The sequence below is a fragment of the Rhizobium sp. BT03 genome, assembly GCF_030053155.1.
Taxonomy (GTDB): Bacteria; Pseudomonadota; Alphaproteobacteria; order Rhizobiales; family Rhizobiaceae; genus Rhizobium.
In genome coordinates this window covers 290599-314087 of the sequence record NZ_CP125640.1, presented here as the reverse complement: position 1 = coordinate 314087, position 23489 = coordinate 290599, and the positions used below count along the sequence as shown (strand labels likewise).

The window sequence follows — 23489 nt, the reverse complement described above, 5'->3', positions numbered from 1 at the left end:
TCAGGCGTGCTTTTCGAGCCAGGCCGAAATCACGCCTTCCAGCGCTTCGACCAGGGCCTCGTCTTCCAGTTCCTCGACGATCTCGGCGACGAAAGCGTTGACGAGCATCGCCCGCGCCTTGTTCTCCGGAATGCCGCGCGCCATCAGGTAATAAAGATGGTTGGCGTCGATATCGGTCACCGTCGCCCCATGGCCGCACTGCACGTCGTCGGCGAAGATTTCGAGCTCGGGCTTGACCGAGAACTCGGCGTCGTCGGACATCAGCAGCGTGTTGCAGGCCATCTTGGCATCGGTCTTCTGCGCGTCGGGCGCAACCCTGATCATGCCCTGGAAGACACCCTTGGCGCGGTCGAAGACGACGTTGCGGATCACTTCGGTCGAGCCGGTATGCGGCACATCGTGGCCGAGCACCATCGTCACGTCGGTATGGCTGTCAGCGCCGAGCAGGTTGATGCCGCGCAGCGTCAGATCCGCGCCCTCGCCCGTTACCTTGATATGCAGTTCCTGGCGCACCAGCTTGCCGCCGGCGTTGATGACGAACAAGCGAAGCTTCGCATCAGCACCGAGATCGATGCGGATCTGGCCGAGATGCGTATCCTCGGCCCCCTGCTGCTGCAGGATGATCCAGGTCAGCTCGGCACCCTCGCCGACTGCGATGTCACTGACATGAGACACCAGCGCCGCATCGCCGGTCACCGCACGGTGACGTTCGATGACGGTTGCCTTGACACCGGCGCCGAAGGCAACGGGAAGACGTGTATGCGCTTGCCCGCCAGCATGGAGGAACTGGATTTCGAGCGGAGCGTCAAGCTCGGTCTCGGCGGGCACGTCGACGACATAACCGTCGCGCACGAAGCTGCCGTTGATGCGGCCGACCGCGTCGTCGCTGCCGAGCGCATCGAGGCCGTCCGCGGCGGAGCCGTCGAGCAGATGTTCGCTATAGGCCGAAACGCCAAGACCGTCGGCGGCAGCCTTCTGGTTGGCATGACCCTGGATCACCGCCAGCACCGTAGAGCCGTCGACAAGCGGCTCAAGCGCGTCGGAGCCGGCGTCACCGACCTGCGGCGGCAATGTGCGCAGCAGGTTTTTCAGATCGGTGTAGTGCCAGGCTTCGATGCGGCGCGTCGGCAGGCCGGCCTTCTTCAGATCATCGAGAAGCCGGTCGCGCAGCGCCGTCACCGCGCCATTGCCCGGCAGATCGCCGATCTGATGGTTGAAGGCCTCGATCAGCGCAGTTTCCGCCGCGGTCAGGCGGCTCGTCGTCTGCATGTTCATGGACGTCGTCCTTTCCACCCGAGATCAGGCCGCCGCGCCGATGATGTCGGCATAGCCGTTGGCCTCAAGCTCATGCGCCAGCGTCTTGTCGCCAGACTTGATCACCTGGCCCTTGTAGAGCACGTGGACGGTATCCGGCACGATATAGTCGAGCAGGCGCTGATAGTGGGTGATGACGACGACGGCGCGATCCGGCGAACGCAACGCATTGACGCCGTCGGCAACGATCTTCAGCGCGTCGATGTCAAGGCCGGAATCGGTTTCGTCGAGCACGCAGAGCTTCGGCTCCAGCAGCGCCATCTGCAGGATCTCGGCGCGCTTCTTCTCGCCGCCGGAGAAGCCGACATTGAGCGGCCGCTTCAGCATCTCGGTGTTGATCTGCAATTTGCCGGCAGCATCCTTGACCCGGCGCATGAAATCCGGCGTCGTCAGTTCGTCCTCGCCGCGCGCCTTGCGCTGCTCGTTCATCGCCACCTTCAGGAACTGCATGGTGGCGACACCCGGAATTTCCACAGGATACTGGAAGGCGAGGAAGACGCCCTTGGCGGCGCGTTCGGCCGGATCGAGCTCAAGAATGCTCTCGCCATTATAGAGAATGTCGCCCTCGGTGACTTCATAATCGCTGCGGCCAGACAGCACATAGGAGAGCGTCGACTTGCCGGAGCCGTTCGGCCCCATGATCGCGGCAACTTCGCCGGCCTTCACCGTCAGGTTCAGGCCACGAATGATCTCGGTGCCGTCTTCGGCAATGCGGGCATGGAGGTTTCTGATTTCAAGCATCTTTGTCTTCCTAACGTGTTCGGCCCGCATATCCGCGCGAGCCATTCAAACGTGCCTATCGGCTTTCAGTTCGTCTTATCAGTGGGCAGGAACTTTTGGGTCACGGTGATTGATCCGACGATATTACGGTTGAACTCTTCAAGCTCTTCCGCAGGTACCCAAAGCTCCTCATGTTCACGCCCGCCAACGACCTTGCGTTCGAAACGGGAAACATAATCGGCCCTTACCTCGAAACGCGTCACGTAACCGTGCCGCGATCCTGTCTTCGTGTTCCAGTCCCGGGCGATCTGCGCCGCATAGCCTTCGTTCGTCACCGGATAGAAAATCGGCTGATCCGGCAGACGCGGTGGAAAAGCCTTCCAGCTACTCGTCCTGATCAGTTCTAGTTCTTCCAGTCCAACCGGTCGAAAGAGCGTCACAGTCTCGGCGGAAGTCATCAACCCACGCTACCCTCAAGCGAAATACTGATCAGCTTCTGCGCCTCGACGGCGAATTCCATCGGCAGTTCCTGCAGCACTTCCTTGACGAAGCCGTTGACGATCAGCGCGATCGCCGCTTCTGTGGGGATGCCGCGCTGCAGGCAGTAGAACAGCTGGTCTTCGGAGATCTTCGAGGTCGTTGCTTCATGCTCGAACTGCGCCGTCGAGTTCTTCGCCTCGATGTAGGGCACGGTATGGGCGCCGCATTTGTCGCCGATCAACAGCGAATCGCACTGGGTGAAGTTGCGCGCGTTCGATGCCTTGCGGTGGGCCGAGACCTGGCCGCGGTAGGTATTGTTGGAAACACCGGCGGCGATGCCCTTGGAGACGATGCGGCTCGACGTATTCTTGCCGAGATGGATCATCTTGGTGCCGCTGTCGATCTGCTGATGGCCGTTGGAGACGGCGATCGAATAGAACTCGCCGCGGCTGTCGTCGCCGCGCAGAATGCAGGACGGATATTTCCAGGTGATCGCCGAGCCGGTCTCGACCTGCGTCCACGAGATCTTCGAGCGGTCGCCGCGGCAATCGCCGCGCTTGGTGACGAAATTGTAGATGCCGCCCTTGCCTTCCTTATCACCAGGATACCAGTTCTGGACGGTGGAATATTTGATCTCGGCATCGTCGAGCGCAACGAGCTCGACCACCGCGGCATGCAGCTGGTTTTCGTCGCGCTGCGGCGCCGTGCAGCCTTCGAGATAGGAGACGTAAGCGCCCTCTTCCGCGATGATCAGCGTGCGCTCGAACTGGCCGGTGCCCTTCTCGTTGATGCGGAAATAGGTGGAAAGCTCCATCGGGCAGCGAACGCCCTTCGGCACGAAGACGAAGGAGCCGTCGGTGAAGACCGCCGAATTCAGCGTCGCGTAATAATTGTCCGAAGTCGGCACGACCGAGCCGAGATATTTCCGCACGAGATCGGGATATTCACGGATCGCTTCCGAGATCGACATGAAGATCACGCCGGCCTTCTTCAGTTCCGCCTTGAAGGTGGTCACGACAGAGACGCTGTCGAAAACGGCGTCGACGGCAATCTTCGGCTTCTCGACGCCGGCCAGGATCTCCTGCTCACGCAGCGGGATGCCAAGCTTCTCATAGACCTTCAACAGTTCTGGATCGACTTCGTCGAGCGACTTCGGACCCGGCGTGCTCTTCGGCGCCGCGTAATAATAGATGTCGTTGAAATCGATCTTCGGATAGTCGACGCGCGCCCAGGTCGGCTCTTCCAGCGTCAGCCAGCGGCGATAGGCCTCGAGACGCCATTCCAGCATCCATTCCGGCTCCTGCTTCTTGGCCGAAATGAAGCGGATGATGTCCTCGGACAGGCCTTTCGGCGCCTTGTCCATTTCGATGACGGTCTCGAAACCGTATTTGTACTGGTCGACATCGATCAGGCGGACCTGGTCGATCGTTTCCTGCACGGCAGCCATTTCATTCTCCAATCTCGCCGGATCCAAGGTCCGGCAGCTTGTAGCGCATGGGCAATTCTCTTGCCCCTGATGTCGGGCAAATTCCTGCCCTTGATGTAAGAGGCCAAAAGGGACTTTTCAGCCCGGTTGGCAAGCAGAAATTTGCGTTTCCGCAAGTTTATGACGCGGTCAGGCCGCCTCGCCCGCCGACTTGCGCCGGCAGGCAATCTTCGCAAAAGCGGCAATCGCCCGGTCGATATCCTCTTCCGTCGTCGAAAAGCCGAGCGAAATGCGCAAGCCGCCGAGCTTGGCATCGCGGCCCATCGCCGTCAGCACATGGCTTTCACCGAGTCGGCCGGATGAGCAGGCCGAGCCAGCCGAAAGCGCCACACCTTCGAGATCGAAGGCGATCTGCCCCGTCTCGGCCTTCAGCCCCGGCAGGGTGAAGAAGATCGTATTGGCGACCCGCTCGCCGCCCTCGCCATGGATCACCACATCGGCTGCCGCCTGGCGCATGCCGGCCTCCAGCCGCTCGCGCAATGCGCCGGTCGCCGCATTGCGCGCCTCGAGTTCGTCGGCCGCGGCTTCCGCCGCCGCGCCGAAGCCGATCAGCGCCAATGAATTCTGTGTCCCTGAGCGGTGACCCCGCTCCTGCCCGCCGCCCTGGATCAGCGGCCGCGGCATCAGCGCTTCGCCCCGGGCAATCAGCGCGCCGGCCCCCTTCGGCCCACCGATCTTGTGCGAGGAAACGATCATGAAATCGGCGCCGATCTTGCCGATATCGAGCCCGATGCGGCCGGCAGCCTGAACGGCGTCGACGACGAAGAGGCCGCCATGGGCGTGGACGATCTTTGCCGCCGCCTCCACAGGCTGGACGATGCCGGTCTCGTTGTTGACGAGCATGATGGCGACCATCGGCAGGCCGGCGGCCTTGTCATGCGCATTAAGCAGTCCATCAAGCGCATCGAGATCGACGATGCCGGCTGAAGTGACAGGGATCTCCGTCATCTTCTCCCTGGCGAAGCGGCCACCTTCGCGCATCGCCGGATGCTCGATTGCCGAGAAGTAGAGGCGGCCGAGCTGAAGCGGCGTGCGGCCCATGCGGAAATCAGGCGTCAGCACCAGATTGGCGGCCTCGGTAGCGCCGCTGGTAAAGATCACATTGCCGGCGTCGGTACGGACCAGCGCCGCCACTTTGCGCCGTGCACATTCGATCGCGGCGCGGGCGGCACGGCCCTCGCCGTGAACGGAATTCGGATTGCCGAATATGTCGATGGCGCGCATGATCGCCTCGCGTGCTGCGGGGTGCAGCGGCGCTGTGGCATTCCAATCGAGATAAAGGCGTGGCGGCGCCATGATCTTCAGTCCTGCGCTTGACGAGCTTGCTTCAGCACCCACGGCTCATTTTTCTTGAAATTTCCGCCGGGCTTGCCTTATGACACATTCACGATGCGTGGATCGCCATGCAAGTTTCGAATTGTTCTAAACTGCGTTTTAGAAAAGCTGACAACACTAGTCAAGTCATGTTGTCGTCCGACGCAGCGCGAACGCGAAATAAAACCCGGAGTACCAATGCCCGAAGTTATTTTCAACGGCCCAGCCGGCCGTCTTGAAGGCCGCTACCAGCCCTCCAAGGAAAAAAGCGCGCCCATCGCCCTGATTCTGCATCCGCATCCGCAGTTCGGCGGCACGATGAACAATCAGATCGTCTACCAGCTCTTCTACATGTTCCAGAAGCGCGGGTTCACGACGCTGCGCTTCAATTTCCGGGGCATCGGCCGCAGCCAGGGCGAATTCGACCACGGCGCCGGCGAACTTTCGGATGCCGCCTCGGCGCTCGACTGGGTGCAGAGCCTGCATCCTGATTCGAAGACCTGTTGGGTCGCCGGTTATTCCTTCGGCTCCTGGATCGGCATGCAGCTTCTGATGCGCCGGCCGGAGATCGAAGGTTTCATGTCGATCGCCCCGCAGCCGAACACGTACGATTTCTCCTTCCTGGCGCCCTGCCCCTCCTCCGGCCTGATCATCAACGGCGAGGCCGACAAGGTGGCGCCGGAAAAGGACGTCAACGGCCTTGTGGAGAAGCTGAAGACCCAGAAGGGCATTCTCATCACCCACCGCACCGTTTCCAACGCCAACCACTTCTTCAACGGCCAGGTGGAAACGCTGATGGGCGAATGCGAGGACTATCTCGACCGCCGCCTGAACGGCGAACTGGTGCCGGAACCGGCCGCCAAGCGGATTCGCTGACGCCATAGCGCTCAGATCCATCTCATGCAGCACGATCCGGGCCGCGTGGATCGATTGTGCCGAAACAGATCATCTACCGTGTTGCAATATATATTGCAGTGCGGTAGGCTCCTCGCGATCCTAACTAAAGCGAGGTCCGCAATGACCAAGTCGTTCGGGGAAGTCCTGGATAAGTATAGGGGTATTGGTCCGGGGTTCGACTTTCTTCGAATTGGGCTCGCCTTTTCTATCGTATTGACCCATTCCTTTTTGCTGACAAGCAATGATGCCTTCGTCAGAGGCTCGGTATTCTGGTTTACTGAATACGCTCTTGTTCCGATGTTTTTCGCGTTGAGCGGATTTCTGATCGCCGGCAGCGCCCAGCGCCTGAGCCTGCAGAATTTCCTGATCAATCGCGGCTTGCGCATCGTTCCAGCATTGGCCGTCGATATCGTCGTTTGTTCGCTGATCATCGGGCCGATCGTCACGATCGTCTATCACGCCGACTATTTTACCGATCCGCGATTTTTCAAATACTTCCTGAATATCGTCGGCTGGATCCATTATGAGCTGCCGGGTGTTTTCCAGGATAATCCCAGCCAGCGTGTCAACGGCGCTCTCTGGACGGTTCCCTGGGAGATCTTCTGCTACATCATCATGTCGTTCCTGATGATCACCGCCATCGTGAAGACGCGCTACAAGCTGCTCGCCGTGACGGCCGCCTATATCGTCCTCGGCCTCATCGTGCAGAAGATGCCCTATCTGTTCCCTGATACAATCAAGCCGATCGCGCGCTTCCTGTTCATGAGCCGGGGCTCGCAGCTGATAACGGCGTTCATGATGGGCATCGTCGCCTTTCAGTTCAAAGCGGTCATTCCGCATTCCCGCTGGCTATTCGCCGCCGCTTGCCTGGTCTGCATCACCGCCATCCTCACCCTCGACAACCGCGCGGTCGAGTCGGTGATCAACCGGCCGATCGTCATTACTTCGCTGGTTTACATGACCGTCTTCATCGGCCTGTCGGAGGTTCCGATCCCGGCCTTCTTCAGGAAAGGCGATTATTCCTACGGCGTCTATCTCTACCACGATCCCTTCCTGCAGATCTGGATCAGCGCGTTCCCCTCGGTGTTTCTCTTTCCGAAATATGGGGCGCTGGCGCTCTATGCCGTCGGCCTGCCCTCGGCTCTCGCCGTCGCGGTGCTGTCCTGGCATTTCATCGAGAAACCGATCCTCGGCCTCCGCAAGAGGTTCTCGTTCATCGCCCAGGTCAGAGGTGTCGAGGATGGCAATCAAGGCGGGCGCGTTCAGCCGCTTGCCGTCAAGAGTTAGGGATTCTCTGGCCGCATTTCAGCGGTCATCTCGAAAGCCACATCGAGCTCTCCATCGATAAGGATCGGCGCGCGTTCGCGCATGCCGATCTTCCTGAGAACGCGCTGCGAGGCGACGTTTTCGGGATGTGTGAAGGCAATGAAACCGGGCGCAAGTCTCCTTTCGAAGAACCAGCCGGCCAAGGCGCTTGCCGCTTCTGTTGCCAGGCCCTTGCCCCATGCCTCCTCGATCAGGGAATAACCGAGTTCGAACTGTTCGCTCCTGAACCGCGAAATGCCGGCGCGCCCGACGAAGCTGCCATCTTCGGCAAGGAGCTTGTATTTGGTCGTGCCGTCGCGTGCCTGCTCCTCGAACCAGCGCCGCAGCTGCTCCTCGGCTTTCTCAAGGCTCCACGGCGCATTGCCGGGAAGGTATCGGGTCGTCGCCATCGTCGAATGCAGTTGCTGCACCAGCGATGCATCGCCTTCATCCCACATGACGAAGCCGAGCCGCGGCGTCTTCAGGATCACCCTCTCGCTCATGGCCTTGCGAACATTCCGCCGCTAACAGGAGAGCTGACCCCCGTCGTGCCGGGAAACGTCAACGGCAGCCCATCCAGCGAGCGGACGGCGAGATAGGCCCAGGCCTCGGCCTCCATCGCGTCGCCGTCGAAGCCGGCCTGCTCGGCGGTCAATACCTTCGACCCCAGCGCTTCGGCCATGGCCGAAAACTCCGCCATCAGCGTGGCGTTCAGCCGCCCGCCACCGCAGACGATATAGGTCGACGGGGTCTCGGGCAGGAAACCGGCGGATTTGACGATCGAGGCGGCGGCGACATGCGCCAGCGTCCGGGCGCCGTCTTCAAGGCTCGCCTCGCCCTGATGAAGCGGCGCAAAATCGCCGCGATCGAGCGAGCGGCGGACATTGCCGCGGAAGAATGGGCTTTCCAGATACCGTTGCGCCAGGGCGGCCACGACCTTGCCGCGTCCGGCGATCTCGCCGCCGGGATCATAGGTTCTGCCGGTCTGCATCTCCACCCACTGATCGATCAGCGTATTGCCCGGGCCGCTGTCGAAGGCCGATATCCGCCCGTCCGTGCCGATGAAGGTCAGATTGGAGATGCCGCCGATATTGACGAAACAGACCGCCTGCCCGGCCTGCTGAAGTTTTCCCGCAAGTGCGGCGTGATAGGCCGGCACCAGCGGCGCGCCCTGGCCGCCGTGGACCATGTCGTTGGCGCGCATGTCATAGACGACCGATATGCCGGTTTGGCGCGCCAATTCTTGGCCGTCGCCGATCTGGATCGTCAGCCCCTCATCGGGTCGATGCAGCACCGTCTGGCCATGGAAGCCGAGAACATCGACGGCATTGGCAGCAAGCCCGAAACGCTCCAGGAATGCCGTAACGGCAATTGCATGCCGTCGGGTCAACTCACGCTCGATGTCGCGAAGTTCAACGGGGCGGCCGTTCCTGTCGGTCAGCGGCCGCGCCAGCTCCAGCGCCCGTTTGAGCCGCCCACGGAAATCGGCCTCATAGGGCACGCCCATGAACGGTCCGCGCTCGATGAAGCCGCGGCCGTCGGTCCTGATCAGTGCCACGTCGATTCCGTCCATCGACGTGCCGCTCATCAGGCCGATCGCAGTCCTGATGATGTCCATGAGGCTTGCCTCCCATGCGATTCCCGGATGCACTTTTATAAAAACAGTGCTAAACGCGCCGCGACAGATCAACAACAACGAACTTGCGTGAAGCCATATGGGTCAAGCGCAGACACCAAGAGACGAAAGCCATGTCCGAGTTCAAGTCCGATTTCCTCCGCACGCTGAAAGAGCGCGGCTTCATTCATCAGGTCTCCGATGAACGTGGCCTCGACGAAATGTTCGCCAAGGAAACCGTGACGGCTTATATCGGCTTCGATCCAACGGCGCCCAGCTTGCATGCCGGCTCGCTGATCCAGATCATGATGCTGCACTGGATGCAGAAGACCGGTCATCGCGCCATCTCGCTGATGGGCGGCGGCACCGGCATGGTCGGCGATCCCTCCTTCAAGGAAGAGGCCCGCCAGCTCATGACCGTGGATACGATCGAAGGCAACATCGCCTCGATTAAGCGTGTGTTCTCGAGTTACCTGAACTACGGCGACGGTCCAAAGGACGCGCTGATGATCAACAACGCCGAATGGCTGCGCTCGCTGAACTATCTCGAATTCCTCCGCGATGTCGGCAAGCACTTCTCGGTCAATCGCATGCTGTCCTTCGACAGCGTGAAAACGCGTCTCGACCGCGAGCAGTCGCTGTCCTTCCTGGAATTCAATTACATGATCCTCCAGGCCTACGACTTTGTCGAGATCGCCAAGCGCTACGACTGCCGCCTGCAGATGGGCGGTTCGGACCAGTGGGGCAACATCGTCAACGGTATCGACCTCGGTCACCGCATGGGGACAAAGCAGCTCTATGCATTGACATCGCCGCTGCTGACGACGTCGTCGGGCGCAAAAATGGGCAAGTCGGCGACGGGCGCTATCTGGCTGAACGCCGACATGCTGTCGGCCTATGATTTCTGGCAGTACTGGCGCAACACCGAGGATGCCGACGTCTCGCGCTTCCTGAAGCTCTACACGACGCTGCCTATGGATGAAATCGCTCGTCTTTCTGCACTCGGCGGTTCGGAGATCAACGAGGTCAAGAAGATCCTCGCGACCGAAGTCACCGCGATCCTCCACGGCCGTCCGGCCGCCGAGCAGGCCGCGGAAACGGCGCGCAAGACCTTCGAAGAAGGCGGGCTCTCGGAAAACCTGCCTTCGGTCGATATCCCGGCGACCGAACTCGACGGCGGCATCGGCCTGCTCTCGCTGATGGTCCGCGCCGGCCTTGCCGGCTCGAACGGCGAGGCTCGCCGGCATGTTCAGGGCGGCGCGGTGCGCATCAACGACGAGGCGGTCAGCGACGAACGCCGCCTGATCGGCAGCAACGAAATCACCGCCGATGGCGTCATCAAGCTCTCGCTCGGTAAAAAGAAGCACATCCTGATCCGCCGCGCCGCGTAAGCGGATTCAAACTGAACGGATATCAAAGCCGGCGTCCGCGCCGGCTTTTCTTTGCCCAACTCCTGAGTTGGGGCGCAACCTTTACTCAACACCGGGCCGAGATGTCGCGTCCGTTCGTTCGGCCTCCCGGAAGACATAGGGTGGCGGATCGACGCCGGGTGCGCGTGTCACGCGTGACCACCAGCTGATCGAGAAAGTCGGCGGCGTCACCGTCGCGTCGAGGGGAACGAGGAGGATGTGGCCAGAGCGGATGCTCTCGGGCTGCTTCAGCCGCTCGCCTTTCTCCGCTGAATACGAAGCCTGATGGCCGATCGTGACGACGATCATGGCGGCCGATGCAAGAGAGACTGTCCGGGAGCACTGCATGGCATTCTCCGCCGGCCATTGTTTCCGGGCCGAATGCGAATACTACATCAGAACTCGCTAAAACACGTCATGCGTCGATGACAAAATTGCCCGTCGGGCGCAACCTGCGCAATGGCCCTGTCCGCCTCACTGGAATTCGAAGATCTGCCGGAAGACACCCGGCGCGATGATCGACAGCGGATTGATCTGCAGGTTCGGCTGGTCGAACTTGCCGGTCAGTTTGAAGGTGATGCCGATCAGGCCGCGGTCGCTGCCGTTGCCGAGGATGACGCCGATCAGCGGCAGTTCGGCAAACAGCCGGTTGAGACCGTAAGCCGGCATGAAGGTGCCGGTCATGTCCATATTGCCCTTGCGGTCACGCACGACACCCTGGAAGGTCGCGCCGATCTGGTCGCCGCGCAGCACGCCATTCTCGATGCCGACCATGCCGCCCCGCGAAACGACGCGGGCAAAACCGCGCTGGAAGCGCTGCGACGAGGTGTCGATGTCGCGCTTGACGGCCTCGTTGAGGCTGCGCTGCTCGCTTCCGACAGGCGTCGAGACGATCGACTGCAATCGTTGTTCGTTGACGATCGAGAAACGGCGCACGTCGAGCGAGCCGTCCCAGCCGCCTTGTGGCGAAAGCCGGATCGCCAGATTGAGCAGGCCCCCTTGCATGTGCTGGTAGAGATCGGCGAAACGCGAGACCGCGCCGGCATCGCCGCTGGTGATGTTGATGACGCCGCCGTCCTTCATCTGGCTGACCACGGCCTCGCCGCTGTCGGTCACGGCGGAAAAGTTCAGCGCCTGCAGCTTGTCGCCGCGCAGTGACACCTGCGCCTGGAAATTGCCGATCTTCTCATCGTTGAAGCCAACGACGTTTTTCAGCCTGGCGCGCACCGATACGCCGGTGTCGCCGCCATCCCCGTCATCATCGCCATCGCCCGAGCCCGATTTCAACCGTGCGATCACCGGCCGCGCATCGGCGCTGTCGCCGGAGACCGAGACGTCGAAATTCCCTCTGCTGCGTTTCACCGACAGGGCGAAATCGTCAAGCGAGGAGAGTTTGACGCTGTCGAAATCGGCCGAGATTAGCCCGGCCTTGCCGACATTCAGAGAGCCGGTGGCGCCGAAGCCGTCGCCCTTCAGTCGGAAGTTCCTGATCTGAATATTGTCGGCCGGGCCGGATGTTTCGAATTCGGCCGAAGCTGCAATGCCGCTGCCCTTCGACCAGCCGATCCACGGCAGGTCGAGTTGCGACCGGGTAAGGTCGAGCTGGACGTCCTGGCGGTCGTCGTCGATCCGCGTCAGGACCATCTTGACACTGCCGCCGATGATGCCGGAAAGGCCGGGTATCAGCTTGTTGCGCTGCTCCTCGGAAAGCGTCGCGGTGATCACCCGCTGCCGCTTCGCGCTGTCGGATGCCTCGACTGGCTCAGTTAGATCGATATCGGCCGGGACGCCGTCGATCTGGGCCTTGGCGTCGAGCGTGATCTGTTTCGGATTGCCGTTCAGCATGCCGTCGAGATTGCTGATCGTGCGGCCGGAAAACGGCTTGGCAAGATCGATATCGGTGAGCTTCATCGCCGCCGTCCATTCGGCCGGCGGCGGGTTCTGCGAGGAGAGCAGGCCGAAATGCGCCTTCACATTCGCCTCGATCCGCCCCTTGAAATCGTCGGGCGTAAAGCCGGCGCGCTGCAGCACCCGGATCGGCCGGTAGGTCAGAAGCTCGCCGACGGCGTCTGCTGTCCCTGAGATCGCAAGATCGATATCGGCCATCAGCGGCTTGTCGTAAGTTGCGGGTATGGCGAAGGTTCCCTGCCCTAGACCGACAGACCGGCCGGAGGGGAAAAACGACGTGCCGCTCTTGATCGCGATCGTCGCAGTGGGGCCGGTCAGGTCGAAATGGGCCGCCATGTCGCGAACCGGCGGAATGTCGCCGGCGACGTTCATCCGCGCGTCGGCGATGTCGAAACCGATGCGGATCTGGTTGGCGTCGAGCTTCAACCCCTTGCCGCCGGCCGCCTCATCCAGCCTGCCGAAGGGAATGAAGACGGAGATGGAGGCGTTGGTGACGGTGCCGCCGAAGAGGTTGCCGTGCACCCAGGTGCGCACCTTGGGCGCCATCCAGAATGGCCACAGCTGCTTGATCGCCGTCGTCTGCATCTGTGACGACTGGCCGGCAAAGCTGATCTCCGGCGATTTGCCTCCCAGCCTGACGTGCAGTGCTCCGTAAAGCGCGCCAAGCGGGCTGGAAACGGTCATGTTGGGAAACAGGAACTCCCGCCCGGCGACGAGGTAGCGCCCGGTCGCCTGGATGTCGAAGGCGACCGGCTGCTCGCCGGAGCCGCCGGGGGCTGCCGTGCCGCCGCTGACCAGAAGGTCGATGCCGAAGCCCTTTCCGGCCTGCGGATCGAGCTTGTCGAGATCGATCAGCGCGCCGTTGATCGGAACGGTGGTCGCGCCGAACCGCGCGTTCGATTTGGCGATCTCGATCGTCTGCTTGGCGAAATCATAAACGAGATTGATCTGTCCGCCCGACAGTTCCTGCGGATCGCCGTCCGCATAGATCAGGCCGGGATCGATGTCGAGGGTGGCCGCAAGCGCCGGCTGCACGCCATCGCGCGCCCTGGTGGCCGATACCGTCAGGTCGGCAAAGGTGTTGAGCCCCTGCCGGATCACGCCCTGATCGTTGCGTTTCAGCGCAAAGGGCGTGAGGTCGGCATGCTTGAGCGTCGCCACGACCTTCGACACGTGGCCGTCTTCCTTCTCGGCCAGCACCTCGAGTTCCGCCACCTCGCCGTTCAGCGCCACCTCGCCGGTCAATTGCAGCGAGGATGGCCCGGCATGGGCAAAGACGAGATCGTCGACGACCAGCGACAGCGGGCCGTTGGCGGTGTCGGCAAGCTTGATGTTTATGCCGGAGATGCGCACCGAATTGGTCGAGCCGCGCGTCACGACACTGTCGAACATATCGAACTGCGAGAAGATCTTCTCCATCGCCGCCGGCATGGCGTCGATGCGCAGATCGTCGAGCGTCACGGGATTGCCGGAGGGCAGAAGCGCGGTATCGAGCGCGATATCGTCGGCTTCGATGTCGGTGACGGCGATGCGGCCGCGGAAGAGCTGCAGCGGATCGAGCCCCAGGCGCACCGAACCCGTCGTCGACAGGTGCTGGCCGCTCTGCTCGTCGATCATGTTGACGTTGCGCGCTTCCAGCGCCAGCCGGAAATCCGAGGTGAAGCGAATGACGGTGGAGCCGACCTCGGCGCGGTAGCGCGGTCCGGCCACGCCGTTCAAGGCCGCCTGCGCCTGCTGCGACAGCGGCTTGTCGAACATGCCGCTCTCGACGGTGAAGACGATCGCGGCGAGAACAAGCAGAATCACGCCCAGAAATCCTGCGGTCAGCTTCGCCGTGCGCCGCACCGGCGAACGCGGCGGCGGGCAATGGACGATGATCGGATCCTCGGCCTGGGCGGACGGCAAGCGGTCCAGCGCAACGATATCCTTCTTGCGAAACGTGACCTTTTCGCCGCGGATGGCTGACATGCGCCTTCGGGCTCTCCCTTTAAGTGAAGAATTGAACCCGGCCATGCTGGACGGGTTTCCGTCCACTATATAATTCGGGGAGAGAAAGTGTCATCCACAAACCCGGCAAAAGAAAGGTTTTCCCAATGGCGGTTCCCGGCATCGGCGCCACGGCTCCTGATTTCAACCTTCCCCGCGACGGCGGCGGCCGCGTCTCGCTGGCCGAATTCCAGGGCAGGCCGCTCGTGCTGTTCTTCTATCCCAAGGACGATACGACAGGCTGCACCGCCGAATCATTGGCTTTCACCGCGCTGGCAAGCGAGTTCGAGGCCGCGGGTGCGGCCGTCATCGGCATGTCGCCCGATTCGGCCGCCTGCCATGACAAATTCATCAGAAAGCACCGTCTTTCGGTGGCGCTTGCCTCGGACGAGGAGAAGACGACGCTGCAGGCCTACGGCGTCTGGAAGGAAAAGAGCATGTACGGCCGCAACTTCATGGGCGTCGAGCGCACCACCTTCCTGATCCGCCAGGACGGCACGATCGCCACCATCTGGCAAAAGGTGAAGGTGCAGGGCCATGCCGAAACCGTGCTCGAGGCGGTGCGGAATCTGGCTGCGTGACCGGCGACCTCACGATAACCTCGCTGCGCGGCGGCGCCATCGATGCCATCTGCTCCGCCGATCTCGACCGCAAGACGGCGCTTGCGCAGGAAAGCGCCACCCGCTGGTTCGCCCGCCGGGTGTCGCTGCGCTCGCCGCTCGATGCGGCCCTGCCGGAGAGGCCCGGCCGTCCCGACAGGCCGGTGCTGACGCCGCCGACCCAGGTGGAAAAGCGCTCGCTGCATACGCTCAAAGGCCGCATCGCCCTGCTCCATGCCATCGCCCATATCGAGCTCAATGCCGTCGATCTGGCGCTTGATATCGTTGCGCGATTCGCCACCGAACAGGTGCCGAATTCCTTTTTCGACGGCTGGATGCAGGTTGCCTTCGAGGAGGCCAAGCATTTCCGCATGGTGCGCGCCCGCCTCAACGATCTCGGCGCCGATTACGGCGATCTCCCCGCCCATGACGGGCTCTGGCAGGCGGCCCATTCGACCCGCAACGACCTGACGGCAAGGCTCGCGGTCGTGCCGCTGATTCTCGAAGCCCGTGGCCTCGACGTCACGCCGTCGCTGCAGGCAAAGATGCGCCAGACCGGCGACCTCGAAAGTGCCGATGTCCTCGACGTCATCTACAACGACGAGAAAGGCCATGTCGCCGTCGGCGCCAAATGGTTTCGCTTCCTCTGCGCGCGGGAGAAGCGCGACCCGGCCAAAGCCTTCCAGGAGCTGGTGCGCGCCAATTTCCGCGGGCCGCTGAAGCCGCCCTTCAACGATCTCGCCCGCGCCGAGGCCGGGCTGACCCCGTCTTTCTACCGCTCGCTCGCATCGATCAGTCATGCTTGAAATCGCTGGTATTTTCTACACGGACAGCGATAAAGAAAGCATTCATTAACCATAAGAGTGTCTAATTTTCCGAAAGAGGCGTAGCGCATCAATCGGGAGAGCCTGCGTGAACAGCGGACATCAGCACCGGGTATTCGGCAGGCGAGCGCAGGAACACATCCTGATCCTGGCAAGCGGCGACAAGGTCCGCCACATGATGGTGCGGCCGTGGATGGCCGCCCTTGCCTTCTGCTTCGTCGGCGTTTTCTCGATCGGCTATCTGCTGGCCACCTCCTATCTCGTGCTGCGCGACGATCTGATCGGCGCCACCATGGCGCGCCAGGCCCGCATGCAGCACGATTATGAAGACCGCATCGCCGCGCTGCGCGCCCAGGTCGACCGCATCACCTCCCGCCAGCTGCTCGACCAGCAGGTGGTCGAGGATAAGGTCGACAAGCTGATGGAGCAGCAGATGGCACTGACGTCGCGCCACGGCAAGCTCGACAATCTGCTCGACCGGGCCGAAAGCTCCGGCCTGACCGATAAGGACGGCGCCCTGCCCGCGCCGTCCTCGCCCGTTCAGTCCTATACCCCTGATATCAAGGACAAGCGCGCGTCGCTGACCGGCGGCGGCATCGAGGCGATCGAGAAACAGCTGGCGAGCGGCGCGCCCGCCGATGCGACGCCCGACAATTCGACGCTTGCCTATGTGCCGTCTGCCGAGACGGTCGGCGACCGCGCCGACCGCATCTTCTCCAACGTGACGCTGTCGCTGAAGGGTGTCGAGCAGGACCAGCGCAACCGCGTCGAGCAGCTGACGAGCGACGCCGGCAATGCCGCCAATGCGATCGGCAAGGTGCTGACCCGCTTCAAAATTCCGGTGCCTGAAGAACCCGCGGCGAGGCAGGACGACGACGCCGTCGGCGGCCCCTATGTCGAGCCTGAAAGCAACGACGATTTCAACAATTCGCTGGCAGCGCTCGATGGCGCGCTGACCCGGCTGGAGGCCGTACGCAGCACCGCCGAATCCCTGCCCTTCCGCAATCCCGCCATCGGCAAGGACGTGACCAGCCCCTTCGGCAATCGCCGCGATCCTTTCCTCGGCCGCCTCGCGCTGCATTCCGGCATCGATTTCCGCTTCTCGCCTGGCGAGAAGATCCGCCCGTCGGCGCCGGGCAAGGTCATCTCCGCCGGCTGGACGGGCGGTTACGGCAATATGGTCGAGGTCGATCACGGCAACGGCATCTCGACGCGCTACGGCCATATGTCCCAGGTGCTGGTCAAGGTCGGCGACACGGTCGGCCGCAACGACGTCATCGGCCTTGCCGGCAGCACCGGCCGCTCGACGGGGACGCATCTGCACTATGAAGTGCGCCAGGACGGCCACGCGGTCGATCCAGTATATTTCATGAATGCCGGCCTTAAGCTCGCCACCTATATCAAGTAACAGCCTTGAGGTAACCATCGCTTCACTCTGTACGGGGTGCGGCCTCTCTATTTCTTGACTTGCCGGCCATTCGGGGCTATGTCGCGCTGCATTGCGGCATGCAATCCCGCCGACTCGTTCAGAGCTCGGCCGAACCGGAACGGAAACAGTTTTCCCTTTGACGACATTCGCTGACCTTGGCTTGAGCCAAAAAGTGCTATCCGCTGTTACCGACGCGGGCTACACGATACCCACGCCTATTCAGGCGGGAGCCATTCCGTTTGCGCTCGAGCGTCGCGATATTTGCGGCATCGCGCAGACCGGCACCGGCAAGACGGCATCCTTCGTTCTGCCGATGCTGTCGCTTCTGGAAAAGGGCCGCGCCCGCGCCCGCATGCCCCGCACGCTGATTCTCGAGCCGACGCGCGAACTCGCCGCCCAGGTCGCCGAGAATTTCGAAAAATACGGCAAGAACCACCGTCTCAACGTCGCCCTTCTGATCGGCGGCGTCTCCTTCGAGGATCAGGACCGCAAGCTTGAGCGCGGCGCCGACGTGCTGATCTGCACACCCGGCCGACTGCTCGACCATTTCGAGCGCGGCAAGCTGTTGATGAGCGGCGTCGAGATCCTCGTCATCGACGAGGCCGACCGCATGCTCGACATGGGCTTCATTCCCGATATCGAGCGCATCGCCAAGATGATCCCGTTCACCCGCCAGACGCTGTTCTTCTCGGCAACCATGCCGCCGGAGATCCAGAAGCTCGCGGACCGCTTCCTGCAGAATCCCGAGCGCATCGAAGTGGCCAAGCCGGCATCGGCCGCAAAGACCGTGACGCAGCGCTTCGTCGCCTCGCACAGCAAGGATTACGAGAAGCGCGCCGTTCTGCGCGAACTCGTCCGCGCCCAGACCGAACTCAAGAACGCCATCATCTTCTGCAACCGCAAGAAGGATGTTGCCGATCTCTTCCGGTCGCTGGAACGCCACGGCTTCTCCGTCGGCGCTCTGCATGGCGACATGGATCAGCGCTCCCGCACGATGACGCTGCAGAGCTTCCGTGACGGCAATCTCCAGCTGCTGGTTGCCTCAGATGTCGCCGCCCGCGGCCTCGACATTCCCGATGTCAGCCACGTCTTCAATTTCGACGTGCCGATCCATTCCGAGGATTACGTCCACCGCATCGGCCGTACCGGCCGTGCCGGCCGCTCGGGCGCCGCCTTCACGCTGGTCACCAAGCGCGACAGCAAATTCGTCGATGCGATCGAAAAGCTGATCGGCGAGAAAGTCGAATGGCTGAGCGGCGATGTGAATTCCCTGCCGCCGGCAGAAGAAAGCGCCGACAGCGAGCGCCCGCGGCGCAACAGCCGCGAGCGTGGCGCGAAGGGTGAACGCGGCGAGAGGGATCGTGGTCGCGGACGCGGCAATCGCAGCGCCGCAGGTCATAAATCTGATAACGACATCCAGGATAATGACGTCCAAGTGATCCAGGCAGCACCAGTAAAGGCCGACATCGTGAAGAACGAGCGCAGAGCAGAGCAGAAGCCGCAAAACAATGCGCGTAACAGCCGGCCTTATCCGGCAAACGATGACAGCCGCGACCGCCGCCGCCATCGCGACCACGACGACGGCCCGACCCCGGTCGGCTTCGGCGACGACATCCCTGCCTTCATGCTGATCGCCGGCAGCGCCAAGATCTGATCGCCATGGCGAAGCCCGGTCTCGATTTTCCGGGCTTCGGCGTCGGCCTGGTCATTCTGCGCGACGCCAAGGTTCTGCTCTATAAGCGCGTGCGCCCACCGGAAGCCGGCTATTGGAATATCGTCGGCGGCAAGGTCGATCATATGGAGCCGGCCGAGCAAGCCGCGCGCCGCGAGGCCGAGGAAGAAACCGGCCTCAGGATCGGCCGGATCGAGCGGATCGGCATGACCGAACAGATCATCGACAGCGACCGCCAGCACTGGATTTCACTTCTCTATCTCGCCCGCGACGTCGAAGGCGAGCCGCAATTGACCGAACCGGACAAGCTTTCCGATTTCGGCTGGTTTCCGCTGACGGATCTGCCGGAACCGCTCTCGGCCTTCACCAGGGCAGCGATCGCAGCCCTGCCCTCAGCCGAATGCGGTCAGTTATCGGCGCGCAACGACGCCTCATAGGCAAGCCGTACCCATTTCGCCATCAGATCGGGATCGTCATAGGCCTCGTCGGGGATCGTCCAGTAGGGCATCTTCACCGGCTTGCCCTTCTTGCCCTCGTAGCTCCATTGCGTGGCGCCGGCGGCGGCAAATTCCGGGGCGCTCGTTTCATCCGCCTTCAGCAGCATCTCGTCGCGCACTTCGAGCGCGACGATGCGGCCGAGATGATAGATGCCCTTGCCGCCGAACATGCGCTTGACCGTGACCGGGCCGAGCCCCTGAAACATTTCCTCGATGCCGGCATTGTCCATTCGCTATTTCCTTGAAATCCTGAAAATCACAGCGCGTGATAATCCCGGTTCATATAGATGAGCGCCGGATGCTTTTCGCTGAAGCGCACGGCCGCGACCTCGCCGAAGATGACATTATGCGTCGGCATTTCCTTGATGTCGGTCACCCGGCAATCGAAGGCAGCCAGCGCATCGGCAAGCACCGGCGCGCCAGTGACCAGCGTCTCGAAGCGGGCGCTGGCGAAACGCTCGCTATCGCCAAGCGCGGTCCGCCCGGAAAAGGCGTCGGCAACACCCTGATGATGGGCGCCGAGCGTGTTCAGCACGAAGATGCCGCTGCGGAAGAAGATCTCGTTTTTCGGATTGGTGTTGTTGAGGCAGATCAGCACCGAGGCCGGATTGTCCGAGACCGAGCAGGCGGCGGTGATGGTGACACCGCGGCGCAAGCCTTCCATCGCCGTCGTCACGAGCTGCACATGGCCGGCATAACGGCTCATCGCGTCTCGATAAAGACCGGGGTCGATATGCTGCCTGTTCAACACCTGCTTCTCCCGTGCTTTTCTGCATGGATCATTTTGTTATCGCGCCAATATGGCGAGCATCGGTTACCTTTTCTACAATAGGACCGGTGAAAAGCACTGCTTCACGCTTGTTTTTCTTTGACGATCGCGGCCTTGCGGATAAAAGGGCATGGACGATGGCTAGGGGATCTCCGCCTTTCATGATCAACCTGCGAGGGATAGCAGCCTTTCTGGCGCTGCTGGGAGCGTCGGCGCAAGGCCATGCGGCCGGCGTGACGATCGGCGTCGTCGCCCCTCAGAACGGTTCGCTCGCTTTGCTCGGCGCCCAGATTGCCGCCGGGGCCGGTTTCGAGATCCAGCGATCCGGAAACACCCTCGTCGCCATCAACGAGACCTGCGAGGACAATAGCGGTGCTGCGGTTGCCGATGCGCTGGTTGCTGCCAAGGCGCAGGTCGCCATCGGCTTTCTCTGCAGCGAGACGCTGGAAGGCGCGCTGCCGAAGCTGAAGGACGCCGGCATTGCCGCAATCACCGTCTCGGTTCGCTCCCGCATCCTGATGGAGGATGCGCTGAAGAATGGCTGGCCGCTGTTCCGGCTGGCGCCCGCCGATGGCACCGAGGCGGCAAAGATCAACGAAGTGATCCTGAAGGACTGGGCCGCCGATCCGATCGCGCTGATCGAGGACGGCACCATCCATGGCCGCGAACTGACCGAAGCGGTGCGCAACGCGCTGGAGCAGAACGGCCTGAAGCCGGTCTTTACCGATACCTATCGCCCGGGACAGGAGCAGCAGGTTGCCCTGGTCCGCCGGCTGAAACGCGCCGGCGCCACCAGGGTCTTCATCGGCGGCGACCGCAACGATGTCGCCGTCATCGCCCGCGACGCCAAAGCGGAAAACATCCCGCTCTCCATTCTCGGCGGCGACGCCATGCGCGCCGCCGACCAGCCGCTGCCGCTTGCCCCCGGCGTGCGCGCCGTCGCCCTGCCGGAATATGCCCTTCTGCCGGAAGGCACAGCAGCGGCCGACGCGCTCAGCGCCAAAGGCATCGAGCCGGAAGGCTATGTCCTGCCGTCGCTCGCCGCGGCACTGATTGCCGGCCAGGCCGGGGAAGCCGCCGCCGCGGCTGGCAAGCCTCTCCAGGAGGCACTCATAGGCACGACGTTCCAGACACCGGTCGGCGCCATCGCCTTCACCGCCGCGCATGAACTTGCGCAAAACGCCTACCGCCTGCTCGAATGGCGGGGCAACGGCTTTTTTCCACCTGCCGCGCCGACGGAGTGAGCGGCCGCCAGTCTTGAAATCGGAGGCCGTGCTCAAATGGCGGCCCACAGGGAGTAAAACTTGATGACGCTGCCCATTCGCATTGCCCCTTCGATCCTCGCGGCGGATTTCGCCCGGCTCGGCGAGGAGGTGCGCAACGTCACGGCCGCCGGCGCCGACTGGATCCATCTCGACGTGATGGACGGCCATTTCGTGCCGAACATCTCCTTCGGTCCCGATGTCATCAAGTCGCTGCGCTCCTATACCTCGGCCACTTTCGACTGCCATTTGATGATCTCGCCGGTCGACGACTATCTCGAAGCCTTCGCCAAGGCCGGCTGCGACCGCATCACCGTCCATGCCGAGGCCGGCCCGCATCTGCATCGCTCGCTTCAGACCATCCGCAATCTCGGCAAGAAGGTCGGGGTGACGCTCAATCCGGCGACCCCGCTCAGCGCCATCGAAAACGTGCTCGACGATGTCGACCTCATCCTGATCATGTCGGTCAATCCCGGCTTTGGCGGGCAGAAGTTCATTCCAGCGATGGCAGCCAAGATCGCAGCGGCAAAGTCACTGATCGGTGACCGGCCGATCGAACTCGAGGTCGATGGCGGCGTGACGGTGGAAACGGCGCCGGCAATCGCGCGCGCCGGCGCCAACGTCCTGGTCGCCGGCTCGGCAATCTTCAAGGGAGCCACGGTCGAGGATTATCGCCGGACTGTCACCGATCTGCGTCAGGCAGCCGAAGGGGCACGAGGATGATGAAGCGGCTACTCATCGGCGGCATGCTTGCCGCTGCATTGCCCGGCATGTCGCTGGCCGGCGACATCGCCAATATCCAGCCGATCGGCTTTTCCGCCGATGGCAAGGTGTTCGGATTTCAGGAATTCGGCATCAAGGAGGAAGGCGGCGCTCCTTACTCCAACACCTATTTCGTCGATACTGAAAACGGCCAGTATCTCGAGGGCACGCCTTTCCGCACCGAGATGACCGAGAAGGACGCCAATCTTTCCAAGGCGCGGCGGCAGAACCTGACGGCGGCGCGCAGCCAGATGGACAAATACGATCTCTTGACCAATCCCGGCCTGATCGCCGCGTTCAATCCGCCGACCGAACTCGGCTCACCCTCGAAGACCATCCGCTACACCACGCTTGCGACCGACGGCCCGCCGAAATCGCCCTATACGCTCTCGCTCAGCGAGATGCCCGTGCCGACGCCGAAGGATTGCGCAGCAGTCGACAAGCGGGTCCTCGGCTTCAGCCTGCAGATGATCGAGAAACAAGGCGCTCCGAACCGCCAGGCCGCGCGGCAGGCGACGGCGATTCCGGCCGAGCGCGCCTGTTCTGTGGAATACCGGATCGGTGGCGCGGTGGTCTATCAGCCGGAAACCGGAGACCAGGTTCACATCGCCCTGATCCTGGCCTTCGACGCCGACAGGAACGGACGCTGGATCGCCGTTCCGGTTCGGCCCTGAACCCGGATCGCCCAAGGATGGATGGCCCGAGCCCAGATCGCCCCAAGACGGATCGCCCGAGGATGGATCGTCTGAGAGCCGCGCGGCCGCCCTACCCCGATCTGATTGCCGGCGCATTGTTCTGGGGCACGCAGATGCTCGCCTCCGCCATGCTCGGCCTTTACCTCCGCAACGGCCTGCAGACGAGCCGGCTTGCAGAAGTCGCGGTCCTTTATTTCGCCGGCGGCCTGTTCGCCTGGCCCTTCGCCCTGCCGGTCGCCCGCTTCTTTGCCTATGACAGGCCGCCGGAAGCGCGTTTTGCCGCCTTCTTCGTGACGTTGACGGCGGCAACGATCGCCATGACCGCCTTCCTCTTCGCCATGGAATACCGGCTCTTCTATTCGCGCTGGCACGCGCCCTTCGGCAGCGTCGTCTGGGCTTTTCAATTCGTCTTCACCAGCATCAGCGCCGTCTACCAGTTCCTAGTGATCGGCCTGCGCCTTTTCCTGCCGCTCGGTCTCGTCTGCCTTGTCGTCAGCAGCTACTATCTTGCCAAACGCATGCGTTGAGATTGCCGCCCGTCTTTGC

23 protein-coding genes are annotated in these 23489 nt (G+C 62.4%); 12 read left to right on the top strand and 11 right to left on the bottom strand.

Annotated elements, in window-relative coordinates; translation table 11 throughout:
- The 5 genes from sufD to QMO80_RS01465 form a co-directional block, all read right to left on the bottom strand.
- Nucleotides 1-1275, bottom strand: a complete 1275-nt coding sequence (sufD, locus tag QMO80_RS01485) for a Fe-S cluster assembly protein SufD (RefSeq protein ID WP_283198590.1) — start codon at nucleotides 1273-1275, stop codon at nucleotides 1-3.
- Between the two features lie 24 nt (nucleotides 1276-1299).
- The gene (gene sufC / locus QMO80_RS01480; protein WP_037073856.1) at nucleotides 1300-2055 is read right to left on the bottom strand and encodes a Fe-S cluster assembly ATPase SufC; all 756 of its coding nucleotides are present in this window, start codon (nucleotides 2053-2055) and stop codon (nucleotides 1300-1302) included.
- Between the two features lie 65 nt (nucleotides 2056-2120).
- Complete coding sequence (locus QMO80_RS01475; RefSeq protein ID WP_283200086.1) at nucleotides 2121-2492, bottom strand: ADP-ribosylation/crystallin J1; 372 nt, start codon at nucleotides 2490-2492, stop codon at nucleotides 2121-2123.
- Complete coding sequence (gene sufB / locus QMO80_RS01470; protein ID WP_003568892.1) at nucleotides 2492-3961, bottom strand: Fe-S cluster assembly protein SufB; 1470 nt, start codon at nucleotides 3959-3961, stop codon at nucleotides 2492-2494. Before sufB ends, QMO80_RS01475 begins: the two co-directional genes overlap by 1 nt.
- Nucleotides 3962-4129: 168 nt before the next feature.
- Complete coding sequence (locus QMO80_RS01465; protein WP_283198589.1) at nucleotides 4130-5296, bottom strand: cysteine desulfurase family protein; 1167 nt, start codon at nucleotides 5294-5296, stop codon at nucleotides 4130-4132.
- 216 nt (nucleotides 5297-5512) lie between these two features.
- Between QMO80_RS01465 and QMO80_RS01460 the strand changes: the two genes are divergently transcribed.
- Both QMO80_RS01460 and QMO80_RS01455 read left to right on the top strand, forming a co-directional pair.
- The gene (locus QMO80_RS01460) at nucleotides 5513-6190 is read left to right on the top strand and encodes an alpha/beta hydrolase (RefSeq protein WP_003568896.1); all 678 of its coding nucleotides are present in this window, start codon (nucleotides 5513-5515) and stop codon (nucleotides 6188-6190) included.
- A gap of 141 nt (nucleotides 6191-6331) precedes the next feature.
- On the top strand, nucleotides 6332-7498 hold the full coding sequence (locus QMO80_RS01455) for an acyltransferase (protein ID WP_283198588.1): 1167 nt from the start codon (nucleotides 6332-6334) through the stop codon (nucleotides 7496-7498).
- Here the strand turns inward: QMO80_RS01455 and QMO80_RS01450 are convergent.
- Together QMO80_RS01450 and QMO80_RS01445 are read right to left on the bottom strand one after the other, a co-directional pair.
- Nucleotides 7495-8019 (bottom strand): GNAT family N-acetyltransferase, encoded by a 525-nt coding sequence (locus QMO80_RS01450; protein WP_283198587.1) that lies wholly within the window; start codon nucleotides 8017-8019, stop codon nucleotides 7495-7497. The genes QMO80_RS01455 and QMO80_RS01450 overlap by 4 nt on opposite strands.
- Nucleotides 8016-9134: an anhydro-N-acetylmuramic acid kinase gene (locus QMO80_RS01445; RefSeq protein WP_283198586.1), complete on the bottom strand. Its 1119-nt coding sequence runs from the start codon at nucleotides 9132-9134 to the stop codon at nucleotides 8016-8018. The genes QMO80_RS01450 and QMO80_RS01445 overlap by 4 nt, the downstream gene beginning before the upstream one ends.
- 131 nt (nucleotides 9135-9265) lie before the next feature.
- Here QMO80_RS01445 and tyrS point away from each other — a divergent pair, with 131 nt between their 5' ends.
- Nucleotides 9266-10522 carry a tyrosine--tRNA ligase gene (gene tyrS, locus QMO80_RS01440; RefSeq protein WP_283198585.1) on the top strand — a complete coding sequence of 419 codons (1257 nt, stop codon included), beginning with the start codon at nucleotides 9266-9268 and terminating at the stop codon, nucleotides 10520-10522.
- An 81-nt stretch (nucleotides 10523-10603) separates the two neighbouring features.
- Here the strand turns inward: tyrS and QMO80_RS01435 are convergent, their stop codons facing one another.
- Both QMO80_RS01435 and QMO80_RS01430 read right to left on the bottom strand, forming a co-directional pair.
- The gene (locus tag QMO80_RS01435) at nucleotides 10604-10888 is read right to left on the bottom strand and encodes a hypothetical protein (RefSeq protein WP_283198584.1); all 285 of its coding nucleotides are present in this window, start codon (nucleotides 10886-10888) and stop codon (nucleotides 10604-10606) included.
- A 126-nt stretch (nucleotides 10889-11014) separates the two neighbouring features.
- On the bottom strand, nucleotides 11015-14416 hold the full coding sequence (locus tag QMO80_RS01430; RefSeq protein ID WP_283198583.1) for an AsmA-like C-terminal domain-containing protein: 3402 nt from the start codon (nucleotides 14414-14416) through the stop codon (nucleotides 11015-11017).
- A 125-nt stretch (nucleotides 14417-14541) separates the two neighbouring features.
- Between QMO80_RS01430 and QMO80_RS01425 the strand changes: the two genes are divergently transcribed.
- The 5 genes from QMO80_RS01425 to QMO80_RS01405 all read left to right on the top strand — a co-directional run bounded on the left by QMO80_RS01425 (nucleotide 14542) and on the right by QMO80_RS01405 (nucleotide 19395).
- Entirely contained in the window at nucleotides 14542-15015 is a 474-nt protein-coding gene (locus QMO80_RS01425) for a peroxiredoxin (protein WP_049735082.1), read from the top strand.
- Nucleotides 15012-15839 (top strand): ferritin-like domain-containing protein, encoded by an 828-nt coding sequence (locus QMO80_RS01420; protein WP_283198582.1) that lies wholly within the window; start codon nucleotides 15012-15014, stop codon nucleotides 15837-15839. The genes QMO80_RS01425 and QMO80_RS01420 overlap by 4 nt, the downstream gene beginning before the upstream one ends.
- 106 nt (nucleotides 15840-15945) lie before the next feature.
- The gene (locus QMO80_RS01415; RefSeq protein WP_283198581.1) at nucleotides 15946-17265 is read left to right on the top strand and encodes a peptidoglycan DD-metalloendopeptidase family protein; all 1320 of its coding nucleotides are present in this window, start codon (nucleotides 15946-15948) and stop codon (nucleotides 17263-17265) included.
- A 157-nt stretch (nucleotides 17266-17422) separates the two neighbouring features.
- Entirely contained in the window at nucleotides 17423-18940 is a 1518-nt protein-coding gene (locus QMO80_RS01410; protein WP_283198580.1) for a DEAD/DEAH box helicase, read from the top strand.
- Nucleotides 18941-18945: 5 nt separating this feature from the next.
- Nucleotides 18946-19395 (top strand): NUDIX domain-containing protein, encoded by a 450-nt coding sequence (locus QMO80_RS01405; protein ID WP_283198579.1) that lies wholly within the window; start codon nucleotides 18946-18948, stop codon nucleotides 19393-19395.
- Here the strand turns inward: QMO80_RS01405 and QMO80_RS01400 are convergent.
- Nucleotides 19365-19685 carry a TfoX/Sxy family protein gene (locus tag QMO80_RS01400; protein WP_283198578.1) on the bottom strand — a complete coding sequence of 107 codons (321 nt, stop codon included), beginning with the start codon at nucleotides 19683-19685 and terminating at the stop codon, nucleotides 19365-19367. The two genes, QMO80_RS01405 and QMO80_RS01400, sit on opposite strands and share 31 nt — an antisense overlap.
- A 26-nt stretch (nucleotides 19686-19711) precedes the next feature.
- Nucleotides 19712-20206 carry a flavin reductase gene (locus QMO80_RS01395; protein WP_283198577.1) on the bottom strand — a complete coding sequence of 165 codons (495 nt, stop codon included), beginning with the start codon at nucleotides 20204-20206 and terminating at the stop codon, nucleotides 19712-19714.
- A gap of 179 nt (nucleotides 20207-20385) precedes the next feature.
- Here QMO80_RS01395 and QMO80_RS01390 point away from each other — a divergent pair, with 179 nt between their 5' ends.
- The 4 genes from QMO80_RS01390 (at nucleotide 20386) to QMO80_RS01375 (ending at nucleotide 23470) form a co-directional block, all read left to right on the top strand.
- Nucleotides 20386-21468, top strand: coding sequence for an ABC transporter substrate-binding protein (locus QMO80_RS01390; protein ID WP_283198576.1), 1083 nt, complete (start codon nucleotides 20386-20388; stop codon nucleotides 21466-21468).
- Between the two features lie 63 nt (nucleotides 21469-21531).
- The gene (rpe, locus tag QMO80_RS01385; protein WP_049735074.1) at nucleotides 21532-22209 is read left to right on the top strand and encodes a ribulose-phosphate 3-epimerase; all 678 of its coding nucleotides are present in this window, start codon (nucleotides 21532-21534) and stop codon (nucleotides 22207-22209) included.
- Nucleotides 22206-22922 (top strand): DUF2259 domain-containing protein, encoded by a 717-nt coding sequence (locus tag QMO80_RS01380; protein ID WP_283198575.1) that lies wholly within the window; start codon nucleotides 22206-22208, stop codon nucleotides 22920-22922. The genes rpe and QMO80_RS01380 overlap by 4 nt, the downstream gene beginning before the upstream one ends.
- A gap of 62 nt (nucleotides 22923-22984) precedes the next feature.
- Nucleotides 22985-23470 carry a hypothetical protein gene (locus tag QMO80_RS01375; RefSeq protein ID WP_283198574.1) on the top strand — a complete coding sequence of 162 codons (486 nt, stop codon included), beginning with the start codon at nucleotides 22985-22987 and terminating at the stop codon, nucleotides 23468-23470.
- Nucleotides 23471-23489: the final 19 nt, after the last annotated feature.